Source organism: Streptomyces niphimycinicus (assembly GCF_018883605.1).
Classification (GTDB): domain Bacteria; phylum Actinomycetota; class Actinomycetes; order Streptomycetales; family Streptomycetaceae; genus Streptomyces; species Streptomyces niphimycinicus.
Window position 1 is genome coordinate 17,366 of record NZ_JAHLEM010000042.1, and the last position, 17,031, is coordinate 34,396.

Annotated in this window: 18 protein-coding genes; 10 read left to right on the forward strand and 8 right to left on the reverse strand. The window is 69.5% G+C overall.

What is annotated here, in order from left to right; translation table 11 throughout:
- Position 1: 1 nt before the first annotated feature.
- The 4 genes from KN815_RS05470 to KN815_RS05485 are packed head-to-tail and all read right to left on the reverse strand — an operon-like array spanning position 2 to position 2,908.
- Positions 2-1,099, reverse strand: coding sequence for a CU044_5270 family protein (locus tag KN815_RS05470; RefSeq protein WP_216340601.1), 1,098 nt, complete (start codon positions 1,097-1,099; stop codon positions 2-4).
- Positions 1,096-1,740, reverse strand: coding sequence for an RNA polymerase sigma factor (locus KN815_RS05475; protein ID WP_253208781.1), 645 nt, complete (start codon positions 1,738-1,740; stop codon positions 1,096-1,098). The genes KN815_RS05470 and KN815_RS05475 overlap by 4 nt, the downstream gene beginning before the upstream one ends.
- A 46-nt stretch (positions 1,741-1,786) precedes the next feature.
- Positions 1,787-1,972: a DUF397 domain-containing protein gene (locus KN815_RS05480; protein WP_216340602.1), complete on the reverse strand. Its 186-nt coding sequence runs from the start codon at positions 1,970-1,972 to the stop codon at positions 1,787-1,789.
- 3 nt (positions 1,973-1,975) lie between these two features.
- Positions 1,976-2,908 (reverse strand): helix-turn-helix domain-containing protein, encoded by a 933-nt coding sequence (locus KN815_RS05485; RefSeq protein WP_308403636.1) that lies wholly within the window; start codon positions 2,906-2,908, stop codon positions 1,976-1,978.
- Positions 2,909-3,050: 142 nt separating this feature from the next.
- Between KN815_RS05485 and KN815_RS05490 the strand changes: the two genes are divergently transcribed.
- The 6 genes from KN815_RS05490 (at position 3,051) to KN815_RS05515 (ending at position 8,217) form a co-directional block, all read left to right on the forward strand.
- Positions 3,051-3,521: an ATP-binding protein gene (locus KN815_RS05490; protein ID WP_216340604.1), complete on the forward strand. Its 471-nt coding sequence runs from the start codon at positions 3,051-3,053 to the stop codon at positions 3,519-3,521.
- A gap of 65 nt (positions 3,522-3,586) precedes the next feature.
- Entirely contained in the window at positions 3,587-3,883 is a 297-nt protein-coding gene (gene tgmA / locus KN815_RS05495; protein WP_216340605.1) for a putative ATP-grasp-modified RiPP, read from the forward strand.
- 4 nt (positions 3,884-3,887) lie between these two features.
- Positions 3,888-4,853, forward strand: coding sequence for an ATP-grasp ribosomal peptide maturase (gene tgmB, locus KN815_RS05500; RefSeq protein WP_216340606.1), 966 nt, complete (start codon positions 3,888-3,890; stop codon positions 4,851-4,853).
- Positions 4,850-6,034 carry a methyltransferase domain-containing protein gene (locus tag KN815_RS05505; protein ID WP_253208783.1) on the forward strand — a complete coding sequence of 395 codons (1,185 nt, stop codon included), beginning with the start codon at positions 4,850-4,852 and terminating at the stop codon, positions 6,032-6,034. Before tgmB ends, KN815_RS05505 begins: the two co-directional genes overlap by 4 nt.
- A 53-nt stretch (positions 6,035-6,087) precedes the next feature.
- The gene (locus tag KN815_RS05510) at positions 6,088-6,696 is read left to right on the forward strand and encodes an acyl-CoA-like ligand-binding transcription factor (protein ID WP_216340607.1); all 609 of its coding nucleotides are present in this window, start codon (positions 6,088-6,090) and stop codon (positions 6,694-6,696) included.
- A gap of 33 nt (positions 6,697-6,729) precedes the next feature.
- On the forward strand, positions 6,730-8,217 hold the full coding sequence (locus KN815_RS05515; protein ID WP_216340608.1) for an FAD-dependent monooxygenase: 1,488 nt from the start codon (positions 6,730-6,732) through the stop codon (positions 8,215-8,217).
- 35 nt (positions 8,218-8,252) lie between these two features.
- Here KN815_RS05515 and KN815_RS05520 read toward each other — a convergent pair whose 3' ends face one another.
- Positions 8,253-9,122 (reverse strand): hypothetical protein, encoded by an 870-nt coding sequence (locus tag KN815_RS05520; protein WP_216340609.1) that lies wholly within the window; start codon positions 9,120-9,122, stop codon positions 8,253-8,255.
- A 441-nt stretch (positions 9,123-9,563) separates the two neighbouring features.
- Positions 9,564-10,352 carry a methyltransferase domain-containing protein gene (locus tag KN815_RS05525; RefSeq protein ID WP_216340610.1) on the reverse strand — a complete coding sequence of 263 codons (789 nt, stop codon included), beginning with the start codon at positions 10,350-10,352 and terminating at the stop codon, positions 9,564-9,566.
- 157 nt (positions 10,353-10,509) lie between these two features.
- On the opposite strand from KN815_RS05525, the gene KN815_RS05530 reads away from it, so the two are divergent.
- Both KN815_RS05530 and KN815_RS05535 read left to right on the forward strand, forming a co-directional pair.
- On the forward strand, positions 10,510-12,642 hold the full coding sequence (locus KN815_RS05530; protein ID WP_216340611.1) for a bifunctional polysaccharide deacetylase/glycosyltransferase family 2 protein: 2,133 nt from the start codon (positions 10,510-10,512) through the stop codon (positions 12,640-12,642).
- A gap of 134 nt (positions 12,643-12,776) precedes the next feature.
- Complete coding sequence (locus KN815_RS05535; RefSeq protein ID WP_216340612.1) at positions 12,777-14,066, forward strand: LCP family glycopolymer transferase; 1,290 nt, start codon at positions 12,777-12,779, stop codon at positions 14,064-14,066.
- Positions 14,067-14,216: 150 nt separating this feature from the next.
- On the opposite strand, the gene KN815_RS05540 is transcribed toward KN815_RS05535, so the two are convergent.
- Both KN815_RS05540 and KN815_RS05545 read right to left on the reverse strand, forming a co-directional pair.
- Positions 14,217-14,462, reverse strand: coding sequence for a DUF397 domain-containing protein (locus tag KN815_RS05540; RefSeq protein ID WP_216340613.1), 246 nt, complete (start codon positions 14,460-14,462; stop codon positions 14,217-14,219).
- Positions 14,459-15,331, reverse strand: a complete 873-nt coding sequence (locus tag KN815_RS05545) for a helix-turn-helix domain-containing protein (protein ID WP_216340614.1) — start codon at positions 15,329-15,331, stop codon at positions 14,459-14,461. The genes KN815_RS05540 and KN815_RS05545 overlap by 4 nt, the downstream gene beginning before the upstream one ends.
- Positions 15,332-15,631: 300 nt before the next feature.
- Between KN815_RS05545 and KN815_RS05550 the strand changes: the two genes are divergently transcribed.
- Both KN815_RS05550 and KN815_RS05555 read left to right on the forward strand, forming a co-directional pair.
- Entirely contained in the window at positions 15,632-15,916 is a 285-nt protein-coding gene (locus KN815_RS05550) for a DUF7848 domain-containing protein (protein WP_372458270.1), read from the forward strand.
- A gap of 673 nt (positions 15,917-16,589) precedes the next feature.
- A complete protein-coding gene (locus KN815_RS05555; protein ID WP_253208784.1) occupies positions 16,590-16,736 on the forward strand; it encodes an albusnodin family lasso peptide in 147 nt (48 codons plus the stop codon).
- Positions 16,737-17,031: the final 295 nt, after the last annotated feature.

The following is a 17,031-nucleotide window of genomic DNA, read 5'->3' on the forward strand; positions in this document are numbered from 1 at the left end:
GTCAGCCCACCTGGGAAGGGAGCTGCTTGTTGCCGTCGACGACCGCGCGCTCGGTGATCGCGCTGGTGAAGAGGACGGTGCCACGCTTGATCGGGCCGTCCTCGGGGGGCTGGGCCTGGACCATGCGCTCGCCGAGGAAGGCCAGGGTCTTCTTGTCGAAGATCCACTCCTCGCGCTGGCCATCGGCCTCGTTCAGCCGCGCCACCGCGACCCCATGACGGCCCAGGGCGTCGACCGCGTCGTCCACCGCGACCACGCCCGGGATCTTGGCGGCGGCCTTGTAGAGGGCCGGGGCGAGCTTGGCGGGCGGGTAGCTCTCGGTCAGCAGATCGCCGATGGCGACGAAGGCCGCCTGGTCGCGGGCGACTCCCTTGCTCGGGTCGTTGTCCTGGTAGATCTTCTTCAGCAGCGCGTCGGGGTCCGTGGGCAGCTTCACCAGGGAGTTGTACGCCGCGCTGATCGGGTGCTCACCGGCCAGGGTGATGCCCTGGCCGCTGGTCTGACCTGGCTCGATCAGCCAGCCGTCCTTCCCGTCCGGGGACTGCCAGACCTGGCGGGTGTGCAACTCCTCGCTGACCACCGTGGTCTTGTCGTCCACGGTCCTGGGGTAGGTGTTGGCCACCTTGGAGGCGATGTAGATGAACTGGCCATCGTCCACCGTGGGTCCGGAGGTGTCGGCCGAGGCCAGGGAGATGCGGTTCAGCAGCTCGGGGGCGGCCTTGGCGTCGGCGGTGCCGACCTGGGTGGTCAGCGCGGGGCCGGTGGCCAGGGGAGTCTTACCCTCGCCGTTGCCGCCGGCGCCACCGGCGAGGGCGAAGCCGCCCACGACCGCCGCGGCCACGGCGCAAGCCATGGCGGGCAGCAGCACGTTGCGGCGCAGGAACGGGTTGCGCTGCGAGTCGCGCTGCGGGTCGCGCTGCCACGCGGGGGCGGCCGGGGTGCCGTGGGTGGTGCGGAGGTCGTCGTGGATCTGGGCCATCAGGTGCTCCTTGTGGAACTCGTGGCGGCCCGCCGGCAGACCCCGCTCCTCGGCGCCCAGGAGTTCCTGGGTCTCCGGCCATTCAGCCGGGTGCGGCTGGGAGGGGCTGGTGTGGTTCATCGGATTCCTTCCTCTGCGGACCGGATCGCGTGAGTGCGATCGCCCTTTACCTGCCGGGTTCGCGGAGTGAGTTCCCGTTTTGTGCGGCCCAGTTCGGCCTCGGCGAGTCTGCGCAGCTTGGTACGGGCGCGGGACAGCCTGGAGCGGACGGTTCCGATGGGGATGCGGAGGGTGCGGGCGACGTCGGCGTACTCCATGCCCTCCCAGAGGCAGAGGACGAGGACCTCGCGTTCGGCACGCTTGAGCGAACTCAGCGCGGTGAGGGTGGCGTTGATCCGGCGCCGGTCGTCCACGCGGGAGGCCGTCTCCTCGGCGTGGTCGGGGATCCGCAATGAGGCGGGCCCCGCCTCGGCGGCAGCGGCGGCGGCAGCCCGGTAACGCCGGTTGCTACGGCAGTGGCTACGGGCCACGTTGGTGGCGATGCCCAGGAGCCAGGGCCGCAGGGGTCCCCCTTCGGGGTCGACCGATTCGCGGCGCCGCCACGCCTCCATGAATGTGGCCGACATGACGTCCTCGGCCACGGACCAGTCGGCGGTCAGGCGGAAGGCGTGGTGGTAGACGACCTGCGCGTAGGCGTCGAACAACTCCGCGAACGCGTCCGGCTCCCCGGCCCGCACCCGGGTACGCATATCTGTGGTCACGTGTGTTGGCTGACCGGGAGGGTGGGGCGAGTTCCGGTGATGTGGGTCACATGGCGTTCTGGACGAGTGCGGCTTGGAATTCGACCCAGGTGGCGGGCGCGCAGCGGAGTATCGGGCCGCCGGGGTTCTTGGAGTCGCGTATCGCCACGGTGCCGGGCAGGTTCGTGGCCACCTCGACGCACTCTTCCTCTCCGCCGCTGTAGCTCGACTTACGGAAGACGAAGGTTGTCACAGCTCACAGTCCTTTGATGAGTGTCCCGATGAAGGCTCGGGACTCGGCCTCGGGCAGAGCGCCCCGCGCAGTCTCCTCGAACAGTCTTACGTGCCGCGCAGCGCCTTCGCCACCCTCGACCCATGTCGTGGAGAACGCCAACTCCAGGAACACCACGTCCATGGCGCCCGGCTCAGCGAACGAAAGAACGTTGAAGGAGCCCGCGAGCGCGCGAGTCATCCCGGCGCCGAAGGGAAGCACCTGAATCGTGACATTGGGGCGCTCGCTCCAGTCGAGGAGGCTCTCCAACTGCTTCCGCAGCATCTCGGGCTCGGCCACGGGAGCACGCAGCGCCGCCTCCGAAATGACGACCCGGAGGGAGAGCGGGTTGTCCCCGGAAAGCCTCTGCTGACGAGCCGCCCTGGAGGTGACAAACGCCTCGACCTGATCGGGGTCATCATCTGGAACCCATTCGCGTCGCAACGACCGAATGTAGTCCGGGGTCTGGAGCAGGCCAGGAATCAGCGACACCTGCCATGCCTTGACGACCGTGGCCGCGTTCTCCAGAGGCACGTACTCCCGCATCGTTCGCGTGAGTGCGACATCGTTCCACCAACCCTTCGCCTTACGGCGTTCGCGGTCGATGCGCGCCAGTTCCAGCAGCGCGCCCACCGTCGCAGGGTCGTTGGTGCCGTACAGGGTGCACAGGGCGCGGATGTCCGGGTCCCGGACGGGAACCCACCCGCCCTCCATCTTGGCGACCTTGCCCGTCGAAGCGCTGAGCGCCTTCGCCGCGTGCGTCTGCGTCAGGCCCGCTCTGGTCCGGAGGCTCATCAGCTCGGCGCCCAGTCTCCTCCCCAAGACGCTTGATGTGCTGTTCCCTTGGGTGGACTGACCCTCTGTCACTGCGTACCTCTCCTCCGTGATGTGACGCCAGTCTGGAGCGTAGCGAAGCACCTCGCAAGCGAGATCGGTTGAATTTTCCTCAGTGGAGTTGAACCGATCACACCTACAGGGCTACGGTCCGTAAGGAACCGCTCGCACAGGGGCGTCAGTTGGCGGACGCGCTCCGCCCTGCCCTGCCCACTGGAGGTACGCGATGGCATTCGCGCCCCAAGACCCCCGGATCCCGGACCCCAGCGACCCCATCGTCGACGAGGGCCGCGTCGACTACGTCCCGACACCGATAAGCGTGACCAGGGCCCGCCAGCACGCCACGCGACTCGTCGCCGAGTGGGGCCATCCCGCGCTCGCCGACGACGCCGCGCTCATCGTGTCCGAGCTGGCCACCAACGCCGTACGGCACGCTCGCATTCCCGGGCGGCTCTTCCGGGTCCAGCTCACCCTCACCAAAACCCGCTTACGTATCGCCGTATCCGATCCCCGGGGCGAGCGACTCCCCCGACCTCGCCACCCGTCGCCCCGCGACAGGCACGGCCGTGGCCTGCTCATCGTCCGTGCCCTCGCGGCGCGTTGGGGCGTGCGGGAGCGGACCGTCGGCAAGGAGATCTGGGCCGAGCTGGACCTGACCGCCTCGCTCCCCACCGATCGATGCACAAACGAGCTGTAACCAAGGCGAACGGGACCATACTGGTTCTTGCCGCTTCGGGCATCCCGAGGAAAGGACAGCGAACAGTGACCACGTTGGCGCATCCACGTGAGGCGTTTCCGCTCTTACCCCATGGCGAGCGGATTCCACAGAGCGACGAGGGGCCCTCGGACTCCACTACACGCCCATGGATTCTTCGTTTCGCCCGTGTGCCCGACTCCACGCAAGCGGTCGAGAAACCACTGGCTGTCTACGACGAGGAAGCACAGATGTCGGTCGGCCTCTACGACGGCCCGCTGCCGTACATGGCCACTCACAACCCCACCGTTCCCGACGGCAATATGACCAATCCGCCGCCCCTCGATGAGGGCGCGAAGGATTGAGGCCATGCCCACCATCCTCGTGATCGCCGCCCGCGACGACTGGCCGACGGACCGCGTCGTGAACGTACTCACCAACCGAGGTGCGCGGGTATTCCGGATGGACACCGCGGACTTTCCGCAGCAGGCCATCCTCGCTGGGCGCATCGACACCCGGCGGGGATGGTCGGGCGGACTCGCCACCACTCATCGGGCTGTCGAACTCTCGGACGTCGAAGCCGTCTACTTCCGCGCACCTCATCAGTTCCGGCTCGCGGACGGAATGTCCGAGGCCGAACGACGGTTCGCCGCGGCACAGGCACGCGCGGGGTTCGGCGGAGTGATCTCGGCGCTCGACGCCCGGTGGGTCAACCACCCAGCGGCGATGACTCGCGCCGAGTACAAACCGATCCAACTCGCAACAGCACGTGAGTGCGGCCTCGCCATCCCCCCGACCCTCGTGACGAACGACCCCGATGCCGTCAGAGCATTCGCCGAGGACATCCCGGGCCTGATCATCTGCAAACCCGTAGCATCACCGGTATTCATCGAGGGCAATACGCTCAAGACCGTCTACACCCGGTGCCTCTCCCCGCACGATCTGGTCGATCTACACGGCATCGACACCACCGCCCATCTCTTCCAAGCCTGGATCGAAAAGGCGCATGAAGTCCGGCTCACCATCGCGGGCGACCGGCTACTCGCGGCAGAGGTCCACGCCCGGAGCGCCCGAGGACATGAGGACTGGCGCAGCGACTACGGTTCCCTCACCTATCACCCGACCGAGGCGCCTGCGGACGTCGCCGATGGGGTGCACTGCCTGATGGGCCGCCTGGGCCTTCGCTTCGCCGCTCTCGATTTCGTCGTCTCACCATCGGGAGCATGGACGTTCCTGGAGGCGAATCCATGCGGACAGTGGGACTGGATTCAAGGCGCCACGGGTCTGCCCATCGCCGAAGCCATCGCCGATGAACTGCAAGGAGTACCCACGTGAGTGTCCCCCGCTTCGACGGCACGCCGCCGCGACTGCGCTCGCTGGTCGAGGACTTGCGGCGGGTGGGAGCGATCCGTTCGGCCGCCTGGGCCGAGGCGTTCGCCAGTGTGCCGCGCCATATCTTCGTGCCCGAGTGGTACGGACAGGAGGCCGACAACAGGGGCATCACCGTTTGGCGCCGACATGACGCGGGCGACCGTGACGCCTGGCAAGCCGCCGTCTACAGCGACCAGACCCTTGTCACGGCGCTCGACCCCGACACCGCCGAACGCGTCGACGAGCGAGCATGGACCGGCGTTCCGACGTCCTCCAGCACATTGCCCAGCCTCATGGCACAGATGCTGGAGGACCTGGGCGTGGAGGACGGCCACCGAGTGCTGGAAGTCGGTACCGGCACGGGTTACAACGCCGCCCTGCTGTGCGCCCGGCTGGGCGATCGCCTGGTGCACTCCGTCGATGTCTCCCCCGCGCTCGTCGAAGCCGCCCGTGGGCGGCTCGCCTCCGCGGAGTACCGGCCGCACCTCACCGCTGGAGACGGGCAACAGGGGTTCCCCGGGCACGCGCCGTTCGACCGGACCATCGCGACCTGCTCGGTCCCCCGGATTCCGGTCGCCTGGATCGAGCAGACTCGGCCCGGCGGCACGATCCTCGCCGACGTGTCCATGGGTATCGAGGGTGGCCTGGTCCGCCTGACGGTGGACGAAGAGCGCCGCGCCCTGGGCCACTTCACCACCACAACCGGACGTTTCATGGCCGCCCGCAGTGACGCTCATGCCTACCCGCGCCCCGGGCGGGCGCCCTACGCGCCCCAAGCCGGGTCCCGTTCCGCCTCCGTCACCGCTACCGACATCCGCGCGCACTATCCGCTCCGGCTGCTGCTCGCCTTCCATCTTCCCGGCGCCGAGCTGGTCTATCACGTGGACGACGAGACCGGCGCCATGTCCCTCCAGCTCCAGCGGCGCGACGGCACATGGGCACGCGCCCCGATCGACGATGAGCACACCACCACCGTCACGTACGGCGGGAGCGCCGACCTGTGGCGGCGAGCGGAGGCCGCGTGGCAGTGGTGGAACGACCACGGCCGCCCCGCTCAAGACCGTTTCGGCTATGCCCGCGAGGCCGACGGACACCACTACGCGTGGCACCTTCCGGACGGACATCGCTGGCCTCTCACCCCTTAAAATTGCGTGCCCCGCACATTTGCGGGGCGCGCACATTTTGTTACGCTCGCCCCATGGGACTGCGAGAGCGTAAGAAGGCCCAGACGCACGCGGCGCTGAGCTGGGCCGCGATCCGGCTGACCGTGGAGCGCGGGTTCGACAAGGTGAAGGTGGAGGACATCGCCGAGGCGGCCGGTGTCTCACCGCGTACGTTCAACAACTACTTCTCGAGCAAGGCCGAGGCGATCGCGTTCCGCCACCTCGACCGCTGTCTGCGCGTCGCGGAGGCGTTGCGCGAGCGGTCGGACGAGCCGCTGTGGGACGCGATCACCGACTCCGTACTGCGGCATTTCGCGTCGGACGTGGAGTCGATGGCCCATCCCCCGGCCGCCGACGTGGCGCAGTGGACAGCGGGTGTGCGGGTGATGGTCGCGGAACCGGCCCTGCGGGGCGAGATGTTGCGGGCCGGGGCCGTCGCCGAGGCCGAGATCGCGGCGGCCGTCGCGGAACGTACCGGCGGCGACCTGGAGCAGGACCTGTACCCGCACCTCGTCGCTTCGGCGGTCATGGGCGCGGTCAACACCGCCATCGCCCACCATCTCCGCACCGACGCGGCCGTGCCGGTGCGCCGCCTGCTCACGGATGCTCTCGCCCTGATCGCGGCGGGGCTGTCCACCCCGTAACTCCCCCACATCCCCTGCCCCGAAAGGGAATCCATGATCGAGGTCGTCATCGCAGGCGCGGGGCCCAACGGCCTGATGCTCGCCTGCGAACTCGCCCTGGCCGGTGTGCGCCCGGTCGTCCTGGAACGCCTCACCGAACCCACTGACACGCAGCGCGCGAACGGCCTCGTGGGCCAGGTCAACCGCATGCTCGACCGACGCGGGCTGTACGAGCGGCTGGCCCCGCCCGGCACCAGCACCGGCACCCGCACCGGCACCACGCCCATACCGGCGCCCCGTTTCACGTTCGGCGCGTTCCCGCTCGACCTGAGCGATCTGCCGGACAACCCGCTCTACACACTCCTCGTGCCGCAGCTCCGCATCGAGCGGATGCTCACCGAGCGCGCGGCGGAGCTGGGCGTCGACATCCGGCGCGACCACGAGGTCATCGGGCTGACACAGGGCGAGAAGTCCGTGACGGTCGAGCTGCGCGAGCGGGCGCCGATCGAGGCGGAGTTCCTGGTCGGCGCGGACGGCGGGCGCAGCACGGCCCGTAAGCTCACCGGCATCGACTTCCCCGGCGTGACGAGCGACGACTCGGTGTCGCGCACCGGACATGTGAGCGTGCCCGCACACCTGATCGGCCCGGACGGCAGCCTCACCGTGCCCGGTTTCGGCGCCGTCCCGCCGTTCCAGCATCTGCGGACCGAGCACGGGCTGATCGCCTGGGCGCCGTCCCCGGACGGTGACCCGAAGCTGTTCACCGTGGAGTGGGGGCAGCCCCCGGAGGGCGAGGCGTCGCTGGACGAGCTGCGGGCCAGCGCCCGCCGGGTGCTCGGCGCGGACGTACCGCTCGGCGCGCCGACCGGGCCCGGACCACATCTCATGCGGCGGCTGTTCGGCGGCAACACCCGGATCGCCGAGCGCTACCGCGCGGGCCGTGTCCTGCTGCTCGGCGACGCCGCGCATGTGCACTCGGCGATCGGCGGCCCGGGGCTCAACCTGGGCCTCCAGGACGCGGTGAACCTCGGCTGGAAGCTGGCGGCGGAGGTGCGCGGCCACGCGGCGGAGGGACTGCTGGACACATACGAGTCGGAACGGCACCCGGCGGCGCGCCGGGTCGCGATGCACACGCAGGCGCAGTCGTTGCTGACCCGGCCGGGGGCCGATGTGACGGCGCTGCGCGAGCTGTTCGGCGAACTGCTCGACCAGCCCACGGCCCGGCAGCACATCGCGGGGCTGCTCGCCGGCGCGGACATCACGTACGACATGGGCCCGGCGACCGGACCGCTCGTCGGCCACTGGGCCCCGGACCTGCCCGGCCTGCCGGGCCTGCGCGACCTGACCCGCACCGCCCGCCCCCTCCTCCTGGACCCCACCGGCACCCTCGACCCGGGCCCCTGGTCATCCCACATCGACACCGTGCCCGCCCCCGGCCTCGACACCGCCCTGCTCCTCCGGCCCGACTGCTACATCGCCTGGCAGGGCACGACGAACGACGGCCTGCACGAGGCGCTGGCCACCTGGTTCAGGCCCGCCTGAGACGGCCTCGGGGATGTGGACCGTCGCGCCCCGGGTTACAGCAGGCGTGCGAGAGGCAGCGCCGCGATGTCGGGAGCGGGCCGGGAGACATACAGGTCGGTGTGGTAGTAGCCGTCCGCTTCCTTGTCCGCCGTGTGCAGTCCGTTCACCGCCAGGGTGTCGAACGCCGCGTACCGTTCGGCGCTGTCGGCGAAGCGGCGCTGCCGGAAGGTACGGGTGGGCAGTTTCTCCGTCACCAGGCCCGAGCGGGCGAGCAGATCGGCGATCGGCTGGTAGGGCACGGTGCGCAGCACGAACGCCGCGACCCACGGCGGGGTCGGCATGGAGTCGAGAAGCCTGGCGAAGGTCCGGGTGAAGACGTAGCCGACACCGCCGGTGACGGTGATGAGGTCCGTGCCCGCCAGTGCGCGGCGCAGGGCGGGGCTGGGTTCGGTGACTTCGAGGTTCTCCGCGAAGGCGTGGTCGAGCAGGCCGATGGCGCGGGCGTATCCGACGGCCCGGGCCGCCGAGTCGATGCCTGTCGCCGTCGCGGCTTCCGGGAGGCGGCGCGCCGCGAAGAAGGTCCGGTCCTCGGCCGCGAGGTGCCGGGTCGGCAGGGCGGAGAGGTGGTGGGAGGTGTACCGGGTGGACAGGTCCGCCAGCGTGACGCGGTAGTTGAGAAGAGCTGTGTTGATCCCGTAGGAGCAGCACAGATCCACCACGTTCAGCGGCGTCCGATCGGGGTGCAGGCAGCGCAGGGCATGGACCAGTGCCCGGAAGACGGACTGGCCATGGTGGGGTATCTGGTAGTCGAGGGGCCGCAGGGTCGCGAAGTACGGGCGCGGGTCGGGACAGTCGTAGATGTCGTTGAAGTTTGCTTTGCCCCAGTCGTCATTCGCGGTGGTGTTGCTCGCTCCTGCCGCCATTGAGCGGCCTCCTGACCTGCGTGGCCGGGGGCACTCGATGGCCGTGGGGGTACGGCCAGCACCTGTGCGCTCGGCGGGCCGCGCCACGGCCCCACTCTGCCCGCTCCGGCACCCGGCGGCAGCCTGAAGGGGCCGACCGGGTGATAACGGCAGGTAACCGGGTGCTTGGTGCGGCCCGGGCGGGGCGGGAGTGTGTGGCGTCCCGGGTCAGCTCCCGGGGGCCCGCGAGCGCGACGGCAGGGCACGCGGACGGACAGTGCCATGGAGGCGGCCTCCGCCTGTTCACCGGCTATCGGATCGCGCCGTGTCCGCCGCGCGCCGACGTGCGTCGGCGGGCGTCGGGGGGCGTCGGGGGGCCACCGGCGGGCGTCGGGGGGGCACCGACGTACGTCGGCGCGCACCCCGCGCACCCGGGTGCGGACGCCGCCAGGGCGCGACCGGCTACGCCTCCGCCACCACCACGTACAGCGTCGCCGAGGCGAAGAACGGGCGGTGGGCGAGGTGGTGCAGCCAGACGGCCGCCTGGTACTCGCTGAGGTAACCGGCCTCGACGGCGCGGCGGGTGGTGCGCTCGAATCCGAAGACCCGGTCCGCCGCGCGGACATCGCGGAAGACCTGGGTGGCCGGAATGACCTCCGGCACCGGGAACCCGGCGTCGGTGGCGAGGCGGGCGAGCTGGCGGCCGATGGCGGCGTTGCGGATCACCTGCTCGGTGACATAGCGGGTGTAGGCGCGGGAGAGCGACGGGTGGGGGTGGTCGACGGCGAGGGTGTCCCAGTCAGGCTCGCCCATCACCAGCCGCCCGCCCGGCCGCAGCACCCGGTGGAACTCGGCGAGGGCGCGGGCCGGGTCGTCCACCCACTGAAGCACCCGGTCGGTGCGGGCGCGGTCCACCGAGGCGTCGTCCAGAGGGAGTGCGTGGATATTGCCCCACCGTAGCTCGACGCCCGGATGCGCGGCGGTGCGCGCCGCCGCCGCCGCGTCCAGCATCTCCTGGTCGCGGTCGACCCCGATGACCGTACCGCCGAGGGTCACCGCCTCCGCGAGGGCGGGGAGATCGGCGCCGGGGCCGCAGCCCGCGTCGAGGACGGTCAGCCCTGCCCTCAGGTCGAGCGCGTCCAGCATCCGCCCTTTGTAGTCGCGTCCGGCGTCGCTCGCGGCGAGCCGGCTGAGGTAGTCGGCGGACGCGGGCCTGGTGGTCTCGAAGACGGACGCATCGGCAGAGGTCATGGCGTCAGTCAAGCAGAGCCGCCGCGCGGAGGTGGCCGCTTCCACGTTGCGCACTACGTGATCCGGCCGCGCGGCGGGTGGCGACCCGGGAATTCTTATCCATTCGCGCTGCGTCGCCGGACCCACTCCGCGCCCCGCAACTACCGTGCGACCAACCATGTTTGAGGGCAACCGGTCGAAAAGACGCCAGGAATCCAGCGACTTGTCCCGAGGGGGCCGGCACAAGCGGTCCCGTGACCCGCGCGCGCACTGGCTGCTTCTGCTCCTCGTCCTTCCCCTCATGTTCGGCCTGCTGATGTTCCAGGGCTGGACCGCCCATGAGGTCGACGCGGCGAAGGCGCGGCGGCCGTGCACCAGTCCGGTGCCCCGGGCGCTGGCCGACGGTGGGCCGGTGGTGCAGATCAACGGCGGTCAGGTGCGGACCGTGGGCATGCCCGCCGGAACGGTCGCGCTCACCTACGACGGCGGGCCCGACCCCGTCCGGACCCCGCGTCTGCTGGACCTGCTGCGCAGATACGACGCGCGGGCCACGTTCTTCGTCTCCGGCGCCAAGGCGGCGCAGTACCCGGATCTCGTACGCCGGATCCGCGCCGAGGGCCATGAGATCGGGTCGAACACCTACACCGGCGCCGACATGGGCACCGCCTCTCCCACCCGCTCCCGGATGGAGCTGTCCCTCACCGAGTCGGCGCTGGCGGGCTCGGTCGGGGTCCAGCCGAGGCTGCTGCGGCTGCCGCTGACCACCGACGTGGACACGCTGTGCGGGGACGAGTGGCAGGCGGCGCTGCGGGTCGCCGAGGAGGGGTACGCGCTGGTGGCCGCCGACCGGTCGGCCAGGAAGCCCGCGCAGGGCGTGGTCCGGCAGTTCAGCCAAACGGACACCGCGTATCAGGAGACCGAGAAGCTGCTGAAGGACCCGCGGGCGAAGAAGTTCACCACGGTGACCGGCGGGCTCGGCGTGCCCCCGGTCGACGTACCGGCCTCCGGTCTCGAACGCTGGGAGGGCAGGGTGCTGATCTGGGTCGCGGCCATCGGCCGTGGCTTTGTGTCCACCATGACCTGGGTGCTGGGGATCGTGGGGGCGCTGGGGGTGCTGCGGCTGCTGATGCTCGTGTTGTTCGCCCGTACCCATGTCCGGCGGCTCACCCGCTTCCGGCCCGGCGCGCCCTGGCTGCGCGAGGTGAACGAGCCGGTGACGGTGCTCATCCCCGCGTACAACGAGGAGGCGGGCATCGAGGCCACCATCCGGTCGCTGCTCGCCTCCACCCATCAGCGCCTCCAGCTCGTCGTCATCGACGACGGGTCGACGGACCGTACGGCCGATATCGCCGCGAGCGTCGACGACCCCCGGGTGCTGGTGGTCCGCCGGCCCAACGCGGGCAAGGCCGCCGCCCTCAACACCGGGCTGGCCCACGCGCACCACGACATCGTGGTGATGGTCGACGCCGACACCGTCTTCGAACCGGACGCCATCCACCAGCTCATCCAGCCGCTCGCCCACCCGGCCATCGGCGCGGTGAGCGGCAACACCAAGGTCGGCAACCGGCGCAGCCTGCTGGGCCGGTGGCAGCACCTGGAGTACGTCTTCGGGTTCAACCTCGACCGGCGGATGTTCGAGGTGCTGGAGTGCATGCCGACCGTGCCCGGCGCGATCGGGGCCTTCCGGCGGGACGCGCTGATGGGCGTCGGCGGCGTCAGCGAGGACACCCTCGCCGAGGACACCGACCTGACCATGGCGCTGTGGCGGGCGGGCTGGCGGGTGGTGTACGAGGAGACCGCCGTCGCCTGGACCGAAGTGCCCACCTCCCTGCGCCAGTTGTGGCGCCAGCGGTACCGCTGGGGATACGGCACCCTCCAGGCCATGTGGAAGCACCGCCGCGCGGTGGTCTCCCTGGGCTCGGTGGGGCGGTTCGGCCGCCGGGGGCTCAGCTATCTCACGCTCTTCCAGGTGCTGCTGCCGCTGCTGGCGCCCGTGATCGACCTCTTCGCCCTGTACGGGGCGCTCTTCCTCGACCCGGGGCAGGCGGCCGGGGTGTGGTGCGGCTATCTCGCGATCCAGATGGTCTGCGCCGGATACGCGCTGCGGCTGGACGGCGAGCGGATGCGGGCGCTGTGGTCACTGCCGTTCCAGCTCTTCGTCTACCGGCAGTTGATGTATCTGGTGGTCATCCAGTCCGTGGTCGCCCTGCTGCTCGGGACGCGGTTGCGGTGGCACCGCATCCAGCGCTCGGGGACGGCCGCCGAGGCGCTGGGCGAGGCGCCGGGGCACCGGAGCCTGACGTCGAAGTGACGGCGGCGAGCTGACCGCATCGACGAGCCGACATCGACGGATGGGGACCACCCCCGCGTTCAACGCCGCGCCGAAGTTGTCATAGGTCAATGAAGCGACGGCGGGCCCCTCCGGCCGCTGGGCAGACTGCGCCCATGAGCGATCGGTTGGACGGGTGGGCCGCCGCGAACCGGCCGTCGGGACAGCAGCCCTGGGACATCTCCACGGCGGAGACGCAGAGCATCCCCGTGCAGGGGACCCCCATGCCGGGGACCCCCTTCCAGGAGACCCAGGGCATGCCCGCGCCGGGCACCCCAGGCGTCCCGACGAAACCCGCCCCGTACCGCAGGGGCGAGGAGACCGTCGCCACCCCCGCGCTCACCCCCGCACCCGCCGAACCGGACCCCACCCCCACCCCCACCGTCCGGCGCCGCGCCCCCAAGGAGCCGCTCAGCCGACGCCGCCGGATCATCCGGCTGGCCATCGTGACCGTCTCCGCGCTGCTCCTCGCCTCCGGCAGCGCCTACGTCTGGGCCGACACCCAGCTCAACCGCGAGGTCGACCTCGGCAAGTCGCCGGACCGCCCACCGCCCGGCAAGGGCACCAACTACCTCATCGTGGGCTCCGACAGCCGGGAGGGCCTCTCCGAGCAGGCCAGGAAGAACCTGCGCACCGGCTCGGCCGAGGGCCGCCGCACCGACTCGATGATGGTGCTGCACACCGGCTCCAACGGCACCACGATGATGAGCCTGCCGCGCGACTCCTGGGTGACCATCCCGGGGTTCCTGCGCCCCGACACCGGCAAGACCTTCGCCCCGTCCCAGAACAAGCTGAACGCCGCGTACTCGATGGGCGGCCCCGATCTGCTCGTCTCGACCATCGAACGCAACACGGGGCTGCGCATCGACCACTACGCGGAGATCGGCTTCTCCGGGTTCGTGGACGTCGTGGACGCGGTGGGCGGCGTACGGATGTGCGTGGACCGCGACATCAAGGACCCCAAATCCGGGCTGGACCTGCAAAAGGGCTGCCACACCCTGGACGGCGCGAAGGCGCTCGCCTTCGTCCGCCAGCGCAAGCAGGAGGCCAAGGGCGACCTGGGCCGCACCCAGAACCAGCAGAAGTTCCTGGCCGCCCTCGCCGACAAGGCCGCCACACCGGGCGTCCTGGCCAACCCGTTCGCCGCCTTCCCGACCGTACGCGCGGGGCTGGACACGCTCATCGTGGACAAGGACATGGGCCTGCGGAACCTGATGTCCCTGTTCGAGGCGGTGAAGGGCGTCACCTCGGGCGGCGGCAGGCAGCTCAACGTCCCGGTGGCCAACCCCAACCTCCGGACCTCCAAGGGCAGCGCCGTGCAGTGGAACGTGGCACAGGCGCGGCGCCTGTTCGACCAGTTGCGGAACGACCAGCCGGTGGACGTCGCTGCCGCCGACGCCGGCTGACGGCATCCCCGGCTGCAACTCCCTGACCGCCCTCGGCAAGCGTCACGGCTTCACCATCACCGACTGACACACACAAAGCACTGCGCCCCGCTCACGGCTATGGCCGTGAGCGGGGCGCCTTTCGTCGTATGAGCCGTTGCTTGCAGGAACTCAGAGGACGGAAAACTCCCCGCCCTTGACGGAGGAGATGAAAGACGTCCAACCGTCCGGCGCCACCAGCAGGGCAGGTCCGTCGGGGTCCTTGGAGTCCCGGATGGCGATCCCGTCGTAGGAGGTCCCGGACAGGTCGGCTACCTCGACGCAGTTGTTGCCGGAGCCGTTGCTGTAAGAGGACTTGTACCAGTCAGCAATACCGGCGAGGTCGGGGGCGATGAGGGTACGGGTGTGAGTGGTCATTCTGTGATCTCTCGCGATAGTTCTTGCAGGAACTTTGGGGTGTCCTCGGGCGGCAAGGACGACGCCACCAGGGCGTTGAACTTCCGCGAGAACTTTGCAACCTCGCGGGGCTTGTCGGAGACCGACGTAGCGCTCCACGCGTTATCTACCTGAACCGTCGACGGCAGCGCATCGCCGAGATGCAGGATGCTGAAATCGTGCTCGGCCAGATACCCCCGCACCGTCTGTGGGAGCACCTGAACGGTCACGTGGTTGAGGGACGCCAGCTTTGAGATCTCTTCGTACTGCTCGCGCATCACATCTCGGTCACCGACGATGTAACGGAGTGCGGGCTCGTAGAGGATCGCCCATAGCTTGACTGGATCCTCCTCTCGCTTCAGGGACTCCTTCCGTTTCATCCTGAGCTGGACTACCTGCTGGATGAATTCGTTGGTTGTGTCCTCTATCGGCTTTGCGACCTCACAGAGGGAACGCGCGTACGCCTCGGTTTGTAGCAGCCCCAGAACCAGGCATGGGTGATACGCCTGGATCTCCTGCGCTGCGGACTCGACACCGACGAACCTCGGCATGCCGGATGGCAACGAGCTCTTGAACTGCGTCCACCACTCCTGGCTGGAACCCTCGCGCTGGATCGCCAGCAACCTATCGATGCTCTCCTCGTCCGTGACTCCGTACCGTTCGAGCAGTTTGCGCAGATCACCGGAGTTTCGGAGATCCTGAAGTCCTGTCTCAACTCGGTACAACTTCGTGTCACTCAGAGGGAAGCCGCGGACGGCCTCCTGAAGGGTGAGGTCGGCCTGCTGCCGCAACTGTCTTAGTTCATGGCCGAGTTCGATCCGTCGCGCTGTTGGTCGCGGTCGTGCTGCCACGTTCTTGCCTCCTCGGCGAATGCGCTCGCCGCTGGTGTCGATGTGCGCAGTGTCGCACGTCGACTGCCGCTTCCTGCCGCAGCGGACCCGAACGTCACCGCGCCGATAACCGATGGAGCTTCCGAGTTCCGCTCTCGGCACGGCGACCCGGTCACGTGGACGGCCAAGGAGTGCGAGCTCTACTTGGATCTAGCCGTCCGACCGTCGAGCCCTCGCCCCAACGGAACCGTTAAGTAAGCGGCCAACCACCCTCGGCCGAGAGGCAGGGAGGACAGCAGAGCAGCGACGAGCGCCCCACGCTTGAGGAGTTGTCTCAGCGCGTCGAAGAACTGGCGGCGCAGGTCCGAGAGCACGAAAAGCTCCTCGGGAAGAAGACGACAGCTCGTCCCCGATATCGAGCCGGACGCCGAACCGATCACCTTCGCCATGCAGTGCGCGGTGTGCGAGCAGACCGGAGGGCGCACCGAGGAGCAGGCCGGGGCGCGCTCCTGGGCGACGGGCCACTTGAAGGCCAACCCGGAGCACTTCACTTACCGGGAACTGATCACGCGCCCGTGCCGGTTCGAACCGGGAGAGTGGCTGTGATCACCGAGGGCATTTGGTGCGACGTGGTCGCATGGCCCGGAGACCTGTCACGGGAGTTCTACACGGGTTTCCAGAAGAAGCGAGAGTAAAAGGAACACGATCGCGTGGGCAACAAGAGGCACACGATAAAGGCGGCCAAGAACGAGGCAGCAAGGGCGCCTGAGCGCAAACAACCGCAGGTCACCCGGCAGAGCCACCTGACCGACCGTTTCGTGCGGCAGAGCCACGTCCATGACGAGTACTGCGATCCCGACTGCCGGATGTAAAAGAGGGGCGCTCGTGGTGTCGGACTGGCTCGTGAAGTCATGCGTCTGGGCCCGGCCCAGCCAGTTGGACGACTACTGCGCGCCAGACCAGCTTCGGCGCAGCCGCGAAGCGCTGACCGCCGTAGCGAATGGCAACGCGCTTCCACTGCTCGTGCCTGGGCGAACGCGTCAACTCGTGGCCCCTGATCCCCCGTCCCGGTTCCCTACCTCTGGACAGGTCGGCGACCGGGACGGGATGAAGATCTCCGCTGCTAACACGGCGGCGGGAGACACGCACCGTCCGTCCGCGCATAACGCGCTCTGGGCCGGACGGGCGGGGCATCCGCCCTCTTGCAGAGGGCGGATCGATACCCGACCGTTTCAATCACGGTCACGGACACGAGCTGATGGGGAGGAGGTAGCAGGGCATGAAGCATCAGGCCAGCGAGACGGACGCGGTGACGGGCGCGGAGAACATCGAGCCCCCCGCAGTGATCGTTCTTGGTGACGCTGCCACGCTGACACGCGGAAGCGATCAAAACGGCAGCGAGAGCAAGCGCACACCGTACGACTGATCGAGCACGGCGGCCCCCGAAAGGGGCCGCCGTCGCGCTTCCGACGTAGAGCGAGAGGACGACTGATGCGGTGGTTCGGAGGCTGCGCCCCTGGCGGTCGGCGGATCACGCCGGTAGGAGCGCGCCTGCTCTGGAACGATCCCGCGTTATGGGTGATGGGCGCGTGGTCGGCTCACCTGGTGAGAACCGCGAAGGGGCGCAGCGCCCGGATGGCGGTGCTCGGGCCGTGCTCGGCAGCCGATGAGGAACTCGCTCATGCCGTGGACGCCCCCGATTTCGCGAGGGCTGTGGGCGA

What these genes read in the sequence shown, in the direction of transcription:
- KN815_RS05470 (WP_216340601.1), bottom strand. Translation starts at nt 1,099, where the DNA reads ATGAACCACACCAGCCCCTCCCAGCCGCACCCGGCTGAATGGCCGGAG.
- KN815_RS05490 (WP_216340604.1), top strand. Translation starts at nt 3,051, where the DNA reads ATGGCATTCGCGCCCCAAGACCCCCGGATCCCGGACCCCAGCGACCCC.
- tgmB (WP_216340606.1), top strand. Translation starts at nt 3,888, where the DNA reads ATGCCCACCATCCTCGTGATCGCCGCCCGCGACGACTGGCCGACGGAC.
- KN815_RS05510 (WP_216340607.1), top strand. Translation starts at nt 6,088, where the DNA reads ATGGGACTGCGAGAGCGTAAGAAGGCCCAGACGCACGCGGCGCTGAGC.
- KN815_RS05515 (WP_216340608.1), top strand. Translation starts at nt 6,730, where the DNA reads ATGATCGAGGTCGTCATCGCAGGCGCGGGGCCCAACGGCCTGATGCTC.
- KN815_RS05520 (WP_216340609.1), bottom strand. Translation starts at nt 9,122, where the DNA reads ATGGCGGCAGGAGCGAGCAACACCACCGCGAATGACGACTGGGGCAAA.
- KN815_RS05525 (WP_216340610.1), bottom strand. Translation starts at nt 10,352, where the DNA reads ATGACCTCTGCCGATGCGTCCGTCTTCGAGACCACCAGGCCCGCGTCC.
- KN815_RS05530 (WP_216340611.1), top strand. Translation starts at nt 10,510, where the DNA reads ATGTTTGAGGGCAACCGGTCGAAAAGACGCCAGGAATCCAGCGACTTG.
- KN815_RS05535 (WP_216340612.1), top strand. Translation starts at nt 12,777, where the DNA reads ATGAGCGATCGGTTGGACGGGTGGGCCGCCGCGAACCGGCCGTCGGGA.
- KN815_RS05540 (WP_216340613.1), bottom strand. Translation starts at nt 14,462, where the DNA reads ATGACCACTCACACCCGTACCCTCATCGCCCCCGACCTCGCCGGTATT.
- KN815_RS05555 (WP_253208784.1), top strand. Translation starts at nt 16,590, where the DNA reads ATGAAGCATCAGGCCAGCGAGACGGACGCGGTGACGGGCGCGGAGAAC.